The 14383-nt window shown below is 67.3% G+C and carries 13 protein-coding genes; 5 read left to right on the top strand and 8 right to left on the bottom strand.

All coding sequences use genetic code 11. The annotated features are described in order from the left end of the window. The 3 genes from ribD to G3N99_RS21470 form a co-directional block, all read right to left on the bottom strand. A partial coding sequence (gene ribD / locus G3N99_RS21480) for a bifunctional diaminohydroxyphosphoribosylaminopyrimidine deaminase/5-amino-6-(5-phosphoribosylamino)uracil reductase RibD (RefSeq protein ID WP_206123412.1) occupies positions 1–557 on the bottom strand: 557 nt, incomplete at its 3' end. Between the two features lie 15 nt (positions 558–572). After that, positions 573–1856 carry a glutamate-1-semialdehyde 2,1-aminomutase gene (gene hemL, locus G3N99_RS21475; RefSeq protein WP_014897811.1) on the bottom strand — a complete coding sequence of 428 codons (1284 nt, stop codon included), beginning with the start codon at positions 1854–1856 and terminating at the stop codon, positions 573–575. A 175-nt stretch (positions 1857–2031) separates the two neighbouring features. Next, complete coding sequence (locus G3N99_RS21470) at positions 2032–2496, bottom strand: hypothetical protein (protein ID WP_206123411.1); 465 nt, start codon at positions 2494–2496, stop codon at positions 2032–2034. 249 nt (positions 2497–2745) lie between these two features. On the opposite strand from G3N99_RS21470, the gene G3N99_RS21465 reads away from it, so the two are divergent. Beyond that, the gene (locus G3N99_RS21465) at positions 2746–3963 is read left to right on the top strand and encodes a Bcr/CflA family multidrug efflux MFS transporter (RefSeq protein WP_206123410.1); all 1218 of its coding nucleotides are present in this window, start codon (positions 2746–2748) and stop codon (positions 3961–3963) included. Positions 3964–4059: 96 nt separating this feature from the next. On the opposite strand, the gene G3N99_RS21460 is transcribed toward G3N99_RS21465, so the two are convergent. The 3 genes from G3N99_RS21460 to zwf form a co-directional block, all read right to left on the bottom strand. After that, positions 4060–5988, bottom strand: coding sequence for a bifunctional transcriptional regulator/glucokinase (locus G3N99_RS21460; protein WP_174941427.1), 1929 nt, complete (start codon positions 5986–5988; stop codon positions 4060–4062). Then, a complete protein-coding gene (gene pgl / locus G3N99_RS21455; RefSeq protein ID WP_174941425.1) occupies positions 5966–6646 on the bottom strand; it encodes a 6-phosphogluconolactonase in 681 nt (226 codons plus the stop codon). Before pgl ends, G3N99_RS21460 begins: the two co-directional genes overlap by 23 nt. A gap of 88 nt (positions 6647–6734) precedes the next feature. Beyond that, the gene (gene zwf, locus G3N99_RS21450) at positions 6735–8204 is read right to left on the bottom strand and encodes a glucose-6-phosphate dehydrogenase (protein ID WP_174941423.1); all 1470 of its coding nucleotides are present in this window, start codon (positions 8202–8204) and stop codon (positions 6735–6737) included. A gap of 431 nt (positions 8205–8635) precedes the next feature. On the opposite strand from zwf, the gene G3N99_RS21445 reads away from it, so the two are divergent. The 4 genes from G3N99_RS21445 (at position 8636) to ugpC (ending at position 13038) form a co-directional block, all read left to right on the top strand. Beyond that, entirely contained in the window at positions 8636–9883 is a 1248-nt protein-coding gene (locus tag G3N99_RS21445; protein WP_174944859.1) for an ABC transporter substrate-binding protein, read from the top strand. 138 nt (positions 9884–10021) lie between these two features. After that, positions 10022–10960: a sugar ABC transporter permease gene (locus tag G3N99_RS21440; RefSeq protein ID WP_122944702.1), complete on the top strand. Its 939-nt coding sequence runs from the start codon at positions 10022–10024 to the stop codon at positions 10958–10960. Then, complete coding sequence (locus G3N99_RS21435; RefSeq protein ID WP_011351251.1) at positions 10950–11807, top strand: carbohydrate ABC transporter permease; 858 nt, start codon at positions 10950–10952, stop codon at positions 11805–11807. The genes G3N99_RS21440 and G3N99_RS21435 overlap by 11 nt, the downstream gene beginning before the upstream one ends. 112 nt (positions 11808–11919) lie before the next feature. Continuing rightward, the gene (gene ugpC / locus G3N99_RS21430; RefSeq protein ID WP_174941419.1) at positions 11920–13038 is read left to right on the top strand and encodes a sn-glycerol-3-phosphate ABC transporter ATP-binding protein UgpC; all 1119 of its coding nucleotides are present in this window, start codon (positions 11920–11922) and stop codon (positions 13036–13038) included. Positions 13039–13124: 86 nt separating this feature from the next. Here the strand turns inward: ugpC and G3N99_RS21425 are convergent, their stop codons facing one another. Then, on the bottom strand, positions 13125–13748 hold the full coding sequence (locus G3N99_RS21425) for a trimeric intracellular cation channel family protein (RefSeq protein ID WP_011351253.1): 624 nt from the start codon (positions 13746–13748) through the stop codon (positions 13125–13127). Further along, the coding region (locus tag G3N99_RS21420; RefSeq protein WP_206123409.1) for a Smr/MutS family protein at positions 13735–14383 on the bottom strand (649 nt) is incomplete at its 5' end. The genes G3N99_RS21425 and G3N99_RS21420, both read right to left, overlap by 14 nt.

Below are 14383 nucleotides of genomic sequence, written 5' to 3'. Positions count from 1 at the left end.
CCGTCGAGGCGCGCGGCCTCGCCGGTGATCCACTGGCTTTCGCCGGACGGCAGCGCGGTGCGGCCGTCGAGCGACGCGGCGGTCTTCATCCGCACCCACGGGCGGCCGCGCGTCATCCGCGACACGAAGCCGATGTTCAGCTCACCGGCTTCATGCGCGAGCAGCCCGCAGCGCACGTCGATGCCCGCGTCGCGCAGCATCCCGAGGCCGCGTCCCGACACCTGCGGGTTCGGGTCTTCCATCGCGGCGACGACCTTCGCGACGCGCGCGTCGATCAGCGCGTTCGCGCACGGCGGCGTGCGGCCGAAATGGCTGCACGGCTCGAGCGTCACGTAGACGGTCGAGCCGGCGACGTCGTAGCCGCGTGCACGCGCGTCCTTCAACGCCTGCACTTCAGCGTGATCCTGGCCGGCCGGCTGCGTGAAGCCTTCGCCGATCACGTCGCCGTCCTTGACGATCACGCAGCCGACACGCGGGTTCGGCGCCGTCGTATACATGCCGCGCGCGGCGAGCGCGAGCGCGCGCTCCATGTGGGCGAAATCGATATCCGAAAACATGCGCGCGGACCCGGGTCAGGCAGCGAGTGCCGCGAAGGCGCGGCGCGCGGCCGCGAGCGTCGCGTCGATCACCGCGTCGTCGTGCGTGCTCGACACGAAGCCCGCCTCGTACGCGGACGGCGCGAAGTACACGCCTTCGTCGAGCATCAGGTGGAAGAAGCGGTTGAAGCGCTCGGTGTCGCTCTTCGTCACTTCGGCGAAGCTGGTCGGCACGCGTTCGGCGAAGTAGAGGCCGAACATCGCGCCGATCGAGTCGGCCGCGAACGGCACGCCGGCCGCACGCGCTTCGGCCGCGAGGCCGTCGGCGAGACGCTTCGTCTGCGCGGTGAGCGCGTCGTAGAAACCCGGCGCCTGGATCAGCTGCAGCGTCTTCAGGCCCGCGGCGACCGCGATCGGGTTGCCCGACAGCGTGCCGGCCTGGTAGACGCCGCCGAGCGGCGCGAGGTGGGCCATGATGTCGCGGCGGCCGCCGAACGCGGCAGCCGGCATCCCGCCGCCGATCACCTTGCCGAGGCAGGTGAGGTCGGCCGTGATCCCGTAGTAAGCCTGCGCGCCACCGAGCGCGACGCGGAACCCGCACATCACTTCGTCGAAGATCAGCACGGCGCCGTGCTTCGTGCACAGCGCGCGCAGCGCGTTCAGGAATTCGGGCGTGCCGCGCACGAGGTTCATGTTGCCCGCGACCGGCTCGACGATCACGGCGGCGATCTCGTCGCCGAACGCGCCGAATGCTTCTTCGAGCGCGGCGACGTTGTTGTATTCGAGGACGGTCGTGTGCTTCGCGATGTCGGCGGGCACGCCGGCCGACGTCGGGTTGCCGAACGTCAGCAGGCCCGAGCCGGCCTTCACGAGCAGGCTGTCCGCGTGGCCGTGGTAGCAGCCTTCGAACTTGACGATGCGGCTGCGGCCCGTGAAGCCGCGCGCGAGACGCAGCGCGCTCATCGTGGCCTCGGTGCCGCTCGACACCATCCGCACCTGCTCGATCGACGGCACGAGCTTGCAGATTTCCTCGGCGATCTCGATCTCGGCTTCGGTCGGCGCGCCGAACGAGAAGCCGTCGGCGAGCACGTTCTGCACGGCCGACAGCACTTCCGGATGGACGTGGCCGACGATCATCGGGCCCCACGAGCCGATGTAGTCGATGTACTGCTTGCCGTCGGCATCCCAGAAATACGGGCCTTGCGCGCGCGCGACGAAGCGCGGCGTGCCGCCGACCGAACGGAATGCGCGCACCGGCGAGTTGACGCCGCCGGGAATGGTCTTCTGGGCGCGTTCGAAGAGGATCTGATTGTTGGACATGAGCGAAACCTGCGAGAGAAGGGCGCGGGGGCCTGTGCACGGGCCGCGGCGCCTGGGCGGAACGATCGTCCGATTGTACCGGAGACGCGCGCGGCGAGCCGGCGGCGCGGTCTGCGGCGTATCGGCGCGCGAGGGATCGCGCAGATCGGGAAGGAAGGGGGGCGATTCGGCCCCGTTATCGATCCGGCAAGGGGGGCGGCTTGCGCTTGCCGGTCAGCTCGGCCCAGCGCTTCTCGAGCGGGCCTTCGACCATCGGCTTGATTACCGTGCCGGAGCTCTGCGCGTCCCAGGTCTGCACCGAGTACGGATGGACGCGCAGCGCGTCGCGCGCGATCACCACGTCCTGGTGTGCGTCGACCAGCCAGTCGTAGACGAAGTCGATGCACAGCCGGTGGCCGCGCTTCGTCGACGGATCGGGCACCTCGTACGGCGCACGCGTCACGTAGCCGGAGCCGAATACGCCCTTGGGCTCCTTCGCGACGCGATGCAGGAATACGCGGTCGCCCGGCAGGATGCCGCGTGCGAAGCCGCAGCCCCACACGTCATGCACGGCCTCGCCGGCCTTCACGCGTGCGGCGACATCGGGCAGTTCGGGCCACGGCCATTTCTTGGGGCTCCAGATCAACAGGAAAGCGGTCATCGGTTCGGTCGTGTGTCCGTATTGGTCAGACAAGAGGGACGAGGAGCTGCAAGCTTAATCGAATCCCCATGCGCGATCCCGCGTGGCGGGCGCCACACCGGTACCGTTCGGCCCGCCGCGTACTCACGCCGCCAGCGCGTAAAAAAGTTGCGCGTACAATCATGGGCCTGGGCGCGCCGTTCGCGGCGCGGCCTCCCGTCTTCACCGCCACGTGCGCCCCGATGCGCGCGGGCTCCATTCCGGATACCCATGTCTCACGTCATCCGACGCCGGCCCGATGCCCGGCTGATCCTGTTGCTCGGCGCGCTTGCCGCCTGCGGGCCGATCGCTACCGACATGTACCTGCCGAGCCTGCCGTCGATCGCCGACGGCTTCTCCGTCAGCCCCGGCGCCGCGCAGCGCACGCTGACGAGCTTCATGGCCGGCTTCTCGGTCGGCATGCTGCTGTACGGCCCGCTGTCCGACACGTGGGGCCGACGCCCCGTGCTGCTCGGCGGCATCGCGCTGTTCACGCTCGCGAGCATCGGCTGCTTCGTGTCGACTTCGATCGACATGCTGATCCTCGTGCGCTTCCTGCAGGCGCTCGGCGCCGGCGCGGCGTCGGTGCTGTCGCGTGCGATCGCGCGTGACGCGCACGAGCCGACCGACGCGGCGAAGGTGCTGTCGATGGTCGCGATCGTCACCGCGGTCGGGCCGTTGCTCGCGCCGCTGATCGGCGGGCAGATCCTGCGCTTCTCCGGTTGGCGCGGCGTGTTCGTCGTGCTGGCCGTGTTCGGCGCGGTGTGCGCGGCGACCGCGTACCTGCGCGTGCCCGAAACCTGGCCGAAGGAGCGGCGCAAGAGCGCGGCCGTGCTCGCGTCGTTTGCGTCGTACGGGCGCATCCTGTCCGATCCCGTCGCCTGGGGCCACATGCTGTGCGGCGGGATGGCATTTGCGTCGATGTTCTCGTACATCACCGCCACGCCATTCGTGTACATCGAGTATTTCCACGTGTCGCCGCAGCACTACGGGCTGCTGTTCGGCCTGAACGTCGTCGGCATCATGATCGGCAACTTCGCGAACACACGGCTCGTCGGCCGCCTCGGCTCGCTGCGCATCATCGCGGCCGCGTCGCTCGTGAGCTGCATCGCGTCGCTCGCGGTCGCGCTCGTCGCGCTGACGGGGTGGGGCGGGCTGTGGTCGATCGTCGTGTGCCTGTTCTTCGTCGTCGGCGTGGTCGGGATCCTGTCCGCGAACTGCACGACCGACCTCATGCATCGCTATCCGCACAACGCGGGCGCGTCGGCAGCCGTGTTCGGCGCGATGCAGCTGGCGCTCGGCGCGCTCGCGAGCGTCGCGATCGGCGCACTCGCGGACGGCACGCCGTTCGCGATGGGCGTGACGATCGGCATTTCGGGCGTGCTGTGTTTCGCCGGCCGCTACCTCGTGCTGCGCTGGCACGGGCGGCCCGTCAAGGCGGGCACGTGAACCGCGGCCTGACGGCAGAATGAAAAACGCCACCGCGCGCGCTGCGCCGGTGGCGTTTTCGTTTCGAACGTGGGAAGCGGCTGCTGCCGCGCCGCGTCAATCCCGCGCGACGTCCTTCGCCGCCGGCGATGCGCCGTGGCTCAGCCAGTCGAGCACGTCGGCCGTTTCGTCGTCGCTCGCGCGGGCCTTCGCCTGGGCGACGGCCTCGGGCAGGTCGCCGTTCGTCGACGCACGGCGGATCGCGACGCCGACCGCGAGGATGTCGATCATCAGCAGATGCAGGATCCGCGAGATCATCGACAGCTGCGATTCGCGCATCTCGATGTGGTCGGTTTCGAGCGCGACGGTCGCACGCTTCGCGAGCGGCGTGTTGCTCGACGTGATCGCGATCACCTTCGCACCGGCCTGCATCGCGACGTCGAGCACGCGCAGCAGCTCGGGCGCGCGTCCCGACTTCGACACCGCGACGATCACGTCGCCCTTGCCGAGCAGCGCGGCCGATGCGGCCTGCATGTACAGGTCGCCGTAAGCGATCGTCGGGATCCCGAAGCGGAAGAACTTGTAATGCGCGTCCTGCGCGACGATGTTCGAGTTGCCGAGCCCGTAGAACTCGATGCGCCGCGCGCCGTTCAGGATCTCGATCGCGTTCTCGACGTGCTCGAAATTCAGATGCTCGCGCAGCTGCAGGATCGCGGACACCGTGTTGTCGAGCACCTTCGCGCCGAAGTCGGTCGCCGTGTCGCCGAGATGCACCTGGCTGTGGCTCATCGGGATCGTGCCGGTAAGGCCGGTGGCGAGCTTCAGCTTGAAGTCGGACAGCCCCTGGCAGCCGAGCGAGCGGCAGAAGCGGATCACCGTCGGCTGGCTCACGTCGGCCTTGCGCGCGATGTCGACGATCGGATCGTTGATGATCGAGCGCGGGTGGTTCAGCGCGAGATCGGCGACGCGACGCTCGGCCGGCGTCAGCGCGTCGCGCATCTGGCGGATCCGCTCGAACACGGCCGACGACGCACCGCCCGAGCGGTTCGACAGCTGCTCCGCGAGGATTGCCGACACGCCGAGGAACGCCGGGTATTCGGCGGTGATCAGGTAGGTCGGGATGTTCTCGAGGTAGTGCGTGAAGCGGCCTTTTGCCTCGAAGCGCGCGCGGAACGACGAGCGCGTGAACAGTTCGCCGAGCTTCAGCGCGACACCGCCGCCGATGTACACGCCACCGAGCGCGCCGAGCGTCAGCGCGACGCTGCCCGCGAACGCGCCGAGAATTCCGCAGAAGCATTCGACCGTCTCGAGCGCGAGTGCATCGCCAGCATGTGCGCGTTCGACGATCTCGACCGTATCGACGGTCGCGGCCACGCGCTTCTTGTCGCGTGCGGCAAGCGCGCGATAGATGATCTCCATGCCGGGGCCCGCGCACACGCGTTCGAACGACACGTGCGGAAACTTCTTGCGCGCGTACTGCAGCACCAGATCCTCGCGCTCGTCCTGCGGCGCGAACGATGCGTGGCCGCCTTCGCTGCCGAGCGCGATCCAGCGGTCGTCGGCCGGAATCAGCCCCGACACGCCGAGCCCGGTGCCGGGCCCGAGCAGCCCGATCACGCTGTTCTGGCGGCGTGCGCCACCGCCGATCTGCACGCGCTGCGCGTCGGTCAGGCCCGGCAGCGCCATCGCGAGCGCGGTGAAATCGTTCACGACGAGCAACGTGTCGAAGCCGAGCGCGCGGCGCGTCGCCTCGATCGAGAAGCTCCAGTCGTGGTTGGTCATCGTGACCTGGTCGCCGTCGACCGGATTGGCGATCGCGATCGCCGCGTGGTTCACGCGGCTGATCTTCACGTCCTTCAGGTATTTGCGGATCGCGTCGGTGAGCGTCGGATAGTCGGCGCCGGGATACACGCGGATCTGCGTGATGTCGCCCGGGCCGGTTTCCAGCGCGAAGCGCGCGTTGGTGCCGCCGACGTCCGCGAGCAGGCGCGGGCCGTCGGCATGCTGGCCTGCGACGGCCGCCTTACTTTGCGCACCAGTAGACATCGAGCTGGGTCCCCTTGTCGTTGGCCAGTTGGGAAATCGCGTTCTTCTGCAGCGACGCGGCTGCGGCGTCGAGCACCGCGCGTTTGCGTTCGCCCGCGATCAGCAGGAACAGCCGGTCGACGCGCTTGAGCGCATCGAGCGAGAAGCTCACGCGCGCATGCGGCGCGGCGCCGGGATGGACGGCGACGAATCGCTCGGGCGTCGTGATCGCGTGATCCCATTCGGGCGCATCGGCGAAGATCGACGCGGTATGGCCGTCCTCGCCCATGCCGAGCACCGCGACGGTCGGCACGCGGTAGTCGGCGTTCGCGTTCAGTGCGGCGACGTGCGCGTCGAGTGCGGTGCGCGTGTCGACGAGCGGCAGGAAGCGGGCGGGGGCGGCTGCGTGCTGCAGCAGCGTGTCGCGCACGAGGTGCGCGTTGCTGGCTGCGTCGTCCTCCGGCACCCAGCGGTCGTCGACCAGCGTCACGTCGACGCCGGCCCAGTCGAGCGCCGCGTGCGACAGCGTTTGCAGGAACGGGCGCGGGCTCGTGCCGCCTGACACCGCGAGCGTCGGGCGCGCGGGGCCGGCGAGCGCGGCGCGCAGCGCATCGCCGACGGCGCGCGCGAGCGCTTCGCTTTGCGCTTCCTGGGTGTCGAAAGCGTGAATCTCGATCACATCTCCTCCGGACTGCTTTGTCTGTTCAAATCGTACGAATCGTGGGGCACGTTGCCGCGTACGGTGGCGTGCGCGGCAACGGTTTGCATCAGTTCTCTTCTTCGAGCCAGCAGGTGTCGTGCTGCGCGAGCATCGCGCTCGCCGCGGCCGGCCCCCACGTGCCCGCCGCGTACGGCTTCGGCGGCTTCAGCGTGCGTGCCCATTCGTTCAGGATAGGCTCGACCCAGCGCCATGCGGCCTCTTGTTCGTCGCGGCGCACGAAGAGGGCGAGACGGCCGTTGATCACGTCGAGCAGCAGGCGCTGGTACGCCTCCATCTGCCCTTCCTTGAAGAACTGGTCGAACGCGAGGTCGAGGTGCACGCTCGCGAGGTTCATCCCTTCGCCCGGCTGCTTCGCGAGGCAGTACAGGCGAATCGTCTCGTTCGGCTGCAGCCGGATCACGAGGCGGTTCGAGCCGGGGCGCAGCGCGGTGGGCCCGAGCGCCGAATGCGGCACCGGGCGGAAATTGACGACGATCTCCGCGACGCGATCGGCAAGCCGCTTGCCGGTGCGCAGGAAGAACGGCACGCCTGCCCAGCGCCAGTTCTCGATCTCGACCTTCAGTGCGACGAAGGTTTCGGTCTGGCTGTCGGGCTTCACGCCCGGCTCGGTCGCGTAGGCCGGCACCTGCGCGCCCTTGATCACGCCCGCATGATACTGGCCGCGCACGGCAACCTTGCCGATGTCGCGCGGATCGACCGGCTTCAGCGCGCGGAGCACGCGCAGCTTCTCGTCGCGCACCGAGTCGGAATCCATCGAATGCGGCGGCTCCATCGCGACGATCGACAGCAGCTGCAGCAGGTGGTTCTGCACCATGTCGCGCAGCGCGCCCGTATTGTCATAGAAATCGCCGCGCGCCTCGACGCCGAGCTCCTCGGCGATCGTGATCTGGATGCTCTCGACCCATTCGCGGCGCCACAGCGGCTCGAACAGCGCATTGCCGAAGCGCAGCGCGAGCAGGTTCTGTACGGGTTCTTTACCGAGGTAGTGGTCGATCCGGTAGATCTGGCCTTCCGCGAAGATTTCGCCGACCGCGTCGTTGATCGCATTCGACGACTTCAGGTCGTAGCCGAGCGGCTTCTCGAGCACGATCCGCGAGCCTTCGTTCAGGCCGACCGACGCGAGCGCCTTGCAGATCGGCACGAACAGCGACGGGCCCGTCGCCAGATAGAACACGCGGATGCCGGGCAGCGAGGCCACCGCGTCGCGCAGCACGACGTAGTCTTCCGCGCGGCCGAGATCGAGGTGCACGTACTCGATGCGATCGAGGAAGGACTTCCACGCAGCTTCGTCGAACGCCTTGCCGGCAGCCTTGGCCGCGTGCGGCTTCACATGGGTGTCGACCCATTCGAGATACGACGCCCGATCCGATTCATGACGCGCCACGGCAACGATCCGGCCGCTCTCCGCCAGCATGTTCGCACGGTGCGCCTCGAACAGCGCGGGCAGGATCTTGCGCATCGACAGATCGCCGGTGCCGCCGAAAAGTACGAAGGTAAAGCTGGAATCGGTATGCATGTGTCTCCGCCGGGTTGGGGTGCTGGGAAGCGATCCGTAGTGCGATAAAAATATTTTTGACACTGAATTGTAGTTTAACTACAATCCGCCGCAAGGGGTAGCACCTGGGTGAAGAAAAAAAGAAGTGCGGTCGATGAACTGCGCGAGCTTCACCTTCGGGAACGCCTTGTGCCGAATGTTATCGGACATTGACGGCGCGCATCGTCAGCGCGACGTCGGCCCCGGGCTCGCGCCGCATCATTGCGGCGGGCCAGAAACACAAAGAGGAGACACGCCGTTGAATCTCGATTCACGCTTTCTGTAAGAGCCTGGCCGGTCATCGGCCCCGTACGCTGCAAGCGTCCCGCGGCTCGATTTCCCCGTCGTTATCAAGAAGCCGGTTCCCCCGTCGGGGAACCTCACGAGTTGATTCAGTCTGGAGGAGATAAGTAATGAAAGTTCGCTCGATCATGGGCGCGCTCTGCGCGGCAGGTCTGATGGCTGGCGCCGTGGCGGCGCAGGCAGCCGAGAATGTGACGGTGCTGCACTGGTGGACCTCGGGCGGCGAGTCGAAGGCCGTCGGCGTGCTGAAGGACGACCTGCAGAAGCAGGGCTACGTGTGGAAGGACTTCGCGGTCGCGGGCGGCGCGGGCGCTGCGGCGATGACCGCGCTGAAGACCAAGGTGATCAGCGGCGACGCACCGTCGGCCGCGCAGATCAAGGGCCCGCTGATCCAGGACTGGGCCGACCAGGGCGTGCTCGTCAACATCGATTCCGCTGCCGGCGACTGGAAGCAGAACCTGCCGCCGGAAATCGACAAGATCATCAAGTACAAGGGCCACACCGTCGCGGCGCCGTTCTCGGTGCACCGCGTGAACTGGCTGTACATCAACAAGGCCGCGCTCGACAAGGTCGGCGCGAAGGTGCCGACCACCTGGCCTGAATTCTTCGCGGTGGCCGACAAGCTGAAGGCCGCGGGCATCCAGCCGGTCGCGATGGGCGGCCAGCCGTGGCAGGACCTGACGCTGTGGGAAGACGTCGTGCTGTCGCAGGGCCCGGCGTTCTACAAGAAGGCGCTGGTCGACCTCGACCAGGCGACGCTGACCTCGCCGCAGATGCTGTCCGTGTTCGACACGGTGCGCAAGATCCAGGGCTACTTCGATGCCGGGCGTAACGGCCGCGACTGGAACCTCGCGACCGCGATGGTGATCAACGGCAAGGCCGGCATGCAGTTCATGGGCGACTGGGCGAAGGGTGAGTTCGAGAACGCCGGCAAGAAGTCGGGCAAGGACTACATCTGCGCACCGGTGCCGGGCACGGCGAATGCTTACACGTTCAACGTCGACTCGTTCGTGTTCTTCCAGCAGAAGGGCGACAAGGCGGCGACGCCGGGCCAGCTCGCGCTCGCGAAGACGATCATGACGCCGGACTTCCAGGAACAGTTCAGCCTGCTGAAGGGTTCGGTGCCGGTACGCCTCGGCGTGAAGATGGACAAGTTCGACGACTGCGCGAAGAAGTCGTATGCCGACGAGCAGACCGCGATCAAGTCGGGCGGCTTCGTCCCGTCGCTCGCACACGGGATGGCGCAGAGCGATGCGACCGCCGGCGCGATCACGGACGTCGTGACGAAGTTCATGAACTCGCAGCAGGATTCGAAGAGCGCGGTCGCCGCGCTCGCGAAGGCCGCGAAGGTCAAGTAACGCGCGACAGGCGCCCGGCCGGAAACGCTTCATCGGCCGGGCGTTTTTGCATGTGCAGCAAACGGGCTCGCCCGCGGGCTCGTGCCGTACCTGGCGCCGGCCCGGCCTGCGTCGCCCTCGTTCCAGGAGTCGAATCAAGTGGCTGCCCCTCTTAGCGGAAACGGATCCGGCGCTGCCGCCGCACGGCGTACGTCGCCGATGTCGGCCTTCGCCGATCGCTGGATCCCGAAGCTCGTGCTTGCGCCGAGCGTCGCGATCGCCGTGGTGTTCATCTACGGCTTTATCCTGATTACCGGCTATCTGTCGCTGACCAATTCGCGACTGTTGCCGAACTACGAATTCGACGGCTTCGGCCGTTACACGGACCTGTTCCAGAACGACGTGTGGTGGACCTCCGCCGCGAACCTCGGCTGGTTCGGGATTCCGTTCATCGCGATCTGCGTCGCGCTCGGGCTGTTCCTCGCGATCCTGCTCGACCAGCGGATTCGCAACGAAGGCGCGCTGCGCGCAGTCTTCCTGTATCCGATGGCGCTGTCGTTCATCGTCACCGGCACCGCGTGGCAGTGGATCCTGAACCCGGGCCTCGGCCTCGAGAAGGTGATGCACGACTGGGGCTGGGCGAGCTTCTCGTTCGACTGGCTCGGCGATCCGGACAAGGCGATCTTCTGCGTGGTGATCGCGGCCGTGTGGCAGTCGACCGGCTTCGTGATGGCGCTGTTCCTCGCGGGGCTGCGCGGTGTCGATGCGGAGATCTTCAAGGCCGCGCAGGTGGACGGCGCGACGCTGCCGACCATCTACCGCAAGATCGTGATCCCGAGCATGCGCCCGGTGTTCTTCTCGGTGCTGCTGATCCTCTGCCACATCACGATCAAGACCTTCGACCTCGTCGTCGCGCTGACGGCGGGCGGCCCGGGCACGTCGTCGTCGCTGCCGGCCATGTTCATGTACACGTTTTCGTTCAACCGCGGCCAGCTCGGGCTCGGCGCGGCGTCCTCGGTGATGATGCTCGCGACCGTCGTCGCGGTGCTGGTGCCGCTGATGTATATGGAATCGAGGAGCACCCGCAATGCAGCCTAAGATGACGATCAGCCGGGCAGTGATCTATGCGGCACTGATCCTGTTCGCGCTGTATTTCCTGTTCCCGATCTACGTGATGCTGTCGACGTCGTTCAAGGATCTCGACCAGTTGCGCACCGGCAACCTGCTGACGCCGCCCACCACGTGGACCGTCGACCCGTGGGTGAAGGCCTGGAGCGGCGCGTGCACCGGCGTGCGCTGCGACGGCATGAAGCCGTTCTTCCTGAACTCGCTGGAAATGGTGATCCCGGCCGTGCTGATCTCGTCGCTGATCGGCGCGTTCAACGGCTACGTGCTCACGCACTGGCGCTTTCGCGGCGCCGACGCGCTGTTCACGATGATGCTGGTCGGCTGCTTCATCCCGTTCCAGGTGATCCTGCTGCCGATGGCGCGCCTGCAGGGGATGCTCGGCCTCGCCAACACGATTCCGGGCCTCGTGTTCGTGCACGTCGTGTACGGCATCGCGTTCACGACGATGTTCTTCCGCAACTTCTACGTGAGCGTGCCGGCCGAGCTCGTGAAGGCCGCGCGCATCGACGGCGCGGGCTTCTTCACGATCTTCACGAAGATCCTGCTGCCGGTGTCGCTGCCGATCTTCATGGTGTGCCTGATCTGGCAATTCACGCAGATCTGGAACGACTTCCTGTTCGGGATCGTGTTCTCCGGCGTCGATTCGATGCCGATCACGGTTGCGCTGAACAACCTCGTCAACACGTCGACGGGCGTGAAGGAATACAACGTCGACATGGCCGGCGCGATCATCGCCGCGCTGCCGACGCTGCTCGTCTACATCGTCGCCGGCCGCTACTTCGTGCGCGGGCTGACGGCGGGCGCGGTGAAGGGGTAAGCGCGGCTTCATCCGATACGACGAACCGGCCGCGCCTCGCGCGCGGCGCATCGAAACGAACCCGACGCGGCGCCGGAGTGCGCCGCGCGAGACGAGACAGAGGATTCACAGCATGGCAAGCCTTTCCATCCGTGACGTGTACAAGACCTACCCGAACGGGGTGCCGGTCCTGAAGGGTGTCGACATCGAGATCGAGGACGGACAGTTCCTGATCCTGGTCGGCGGGTCGGGCTGCGGGAAGTCGACGCTGCTCAACATGATTGCCGGGCTCGAGACCGTGACGAGCGGCGAGATCTGCATCGACGGCAAGGTCGTCAACGACCTGTCGCCGAAGGATCGCGACATTGCGATGGTGTTCCAGTCGTACGCGCTGTATCCGTCGATGACGGTGCGCGAGAACATCTCGTTCGGCCTGAACATCCGCAAGGTGCCGAAGGGCGAGCAGCAGCAGATCGTCGACCGCGTGTCGCAGATGCTGCAGATCCAGCACCTGCTCGACCGCAAGCCGGGCCAGCTGTCGGGCGGCCAGCGCCAGCGCGTCGCGATGGGCCGTGCGCTCGCGCGCGATCCGTCGCTGTTCCTGTTCGACGAACCGCTGTCGAACCTCGACGCGAAGCTGCGCATCGAGATGCGCGCGGAAATCAAGCTGCTGCACCAGCGCCTCGGCACGACGATCGTCTACGTGACGCACGACCAGATCGAGGCGATGACGCTCGGCGACCGGATCGCCGTGATGAAGGACGGCGTGGTCCAGCAGTTCGGCGCGCCGCAGGACATCTACGATTCGCCGTCGAACCTGTTCGTCGCGGGCTTCATCGGCGCGCCGCCGATGAACTTCATCAACGGCAAGCTGGTCGAGCAGGGCAGCGGGATCGCGCTCGAGATCGATACGGGTCTCGCGCGCAGCGCGCTGAACCTGCCGTTCGACGCGGCGAAGCTGAAGTCGCACGTCGGCCGCGAGGTGATTCTCGGGCTGCGTCCGGAGCGCATCACCGACGCGCGCAACGCGCACAACGGCGAGGCGTCGAATCTGCAGCCGATCGACGTGCGCGTCGACGTGACCGAGCCGACCGGGCCGGATACGCACGTGTTCGCGCAGGTGAACGGCAAGCGGATCGTGAGCCGCGTGCATCCAGCCGCGAACCCGCAGCCGGGGCAGACCCAGTCGCTGCTGTTCGACGTGTCGAAGGCGGTGCTGTTCGATCCGGCGTCGGAAGAGCGGATCGCGTGATGTCGCGCGAGCGCTGAACGAAGCAAAAAGGGCCGTCCGAAGACGGCCCTTTTTTTTGGGCGCGACGGTCGATGCCGCAGCGGCGCTCAGTGCGGCAGCCGCACGTCGAACTTGAACGTCGCGAGCCGCGCGACGAGGATGAAGCCGGTTGCGAGCAGCACGCTGTACACCGAGTCGAACTGCAGCCACACGAGCAGCAGGTAGAACCAGCAGCCGACGAACGCGCAGGTCGCGTATGGCCGCGAATCGCGCAGGATCAGCGGGATGTCGTTGCACAGCACGTCGCGGATGATCCCGCCGACCACGCCCGTGATCACGCCCATCATCACCGCGATGAAGCGCGGCATCTCGGCATCGAGCGCGATCGCCGTACCCGAAATGCTGAAGATCCCGAGCCCGATCGCATCGGCGACGAGCAGCAACCGCTCGGCCGACAGACGCGACAGCATCCGCAGCACGAACGGCGCGAACAGCGCGAGCACGAAGATCGCGATCACGTAGTCGTCGTGCACGACCCAGTAGAACGGCCGGCGTTCGAGCAGGATGTCGCGCAGCGTGCCGCCCCCGAACGCGGTGGCGAGCGCGACGACGAACGTGCCGACCGAGTCGAGGCGGTTCTTGCGCGCCTCGATGAAGCCCGAGATCGCAAAGGCCAGCGTGGCGATCGCCTCCAGTATCGCGATCGCGAGCGTCAGCCTAGGATGCGGCACGCGGCCCCCGGTCGCCGGGTGCCGCGAACGGCTGCAGCAGTACCAGCACCGCGCCCGCGCCGCCGTCGTTGCCGCGTGCCTCGCAGAACGCGATCACTTCTTCCTTCTGCACGAGCCACGCGCGGACCTTGCCTTTCAGCACGGGTTCCTTGCCGATCGAGCCGAGCCCCTTGCCGTGGATCACGCGCAGGCAGCGCAGCCCTTTCTTGCCGGCTTCGCGGATGAAATCGGCGAGCGCGTCGCGCGCCTCGTCGCGCCGCATCCCGTGCAGGTCGATCTGCGCCTGCACGATCCACGCGCCGCTGCGCAGCTTGCGCACGACGTCGCGGCTGATGCCGGGGCGGTGGTAGTACAGCGAGTCGTCGCTGTCGAGCAGCGTCTCGGGATCGAATTCGTCGGACAGCGTCGCGTTCAGCACGGCTTCCTCGTCGCGCTGCGTCTGCTTCGGCACCGGGTCGGGCGGCGTGCGGCCGGCCGCCGCGCGCGGCGGCGCGTTCAGCGGCTGGATGGTGCCGATCTCGTTGCGGAACAGGTTTGCGTCGGCTTCCGCCTTGCGCTCGGCCTTGGCCGTTTCGATGCGCTCGCGGTCGCGGCGATCGGCTTCGCCTTGCAGCGACTTGCGCAGCGCGCCGAGA

Origin of the sequence: Burkholderia sp. Ac-20392 (assembly GCF_017104585.1) — a bacterium.
Classification (GTDB): Bacteria; Pseudomonadota; Gammaproteobacteria; order Burkholderiales; family Burkholderiaceae; genus Burkholderia; species Burkholderia lata.
Note: the sequence above shows the minus strand (reverse complement) of the source record. Positions and strands in the feature narration are given on the sequence as shown.

Bases quoted from the DNA above. Each gene is read 5' to 3' on its own strand.
- hemL (WP_014897811.1), bottom strand. From the start codon at position 1,856: ATGTCCAACAATCAGATCCTCTTCGAACGCGCCCAGAAGACCATTCCC.
- G3N99_RS21470 (WP_206123411.1), bottom strand. From the start codon at position 2,496: ATGACCGCTTTCCTGTTGATCTGGAGCCCCAAGAAATGGCCGTGGCCC.
- G3N99_RS21465 (WP_206123410.1), top strand. From the start codon at position 2,746: ATGTCTCACGTCATCCGACGCCGGCCCGATGCCCGGCTGATCCTGTTG.
- G3N99_RS21460 (WP_174941427.1), bottom strand. From the start codon at position 5,988: ATGTCTACTGGTGCGCAAAGTAAGGCGGCCGTCGCAGGCCAGCATGCC.
- zwf (WP_174941423.1), bottom strand. From the start codon at position 8,204: ATGCATACCGATTCCAGCTTTACCTTCGTACTTTTCGGCGGCACCGGC.
- G3N99_RS21445 (WP_174944859.1), top strand. From the start codon at position 8,636: ATGAAAGTTCGCTCGATCATGGGCGCGCTCTGCGCGGCAGGTCTGATG.
- G3N99_RS21435 (WP_011351251.1), top strand. From the start codon at position 10,950: ATGCAGCCTAAGATGACGATCAGCCGGGCAGTGATCTATGCGGCACTG.
- ugpC (WP_174941419.1), top strand. From the start codon at position 11,920: ATGGCAAGCCTTTCCATCCGTGACGTGTACAAGACCTACCCGAACGGG.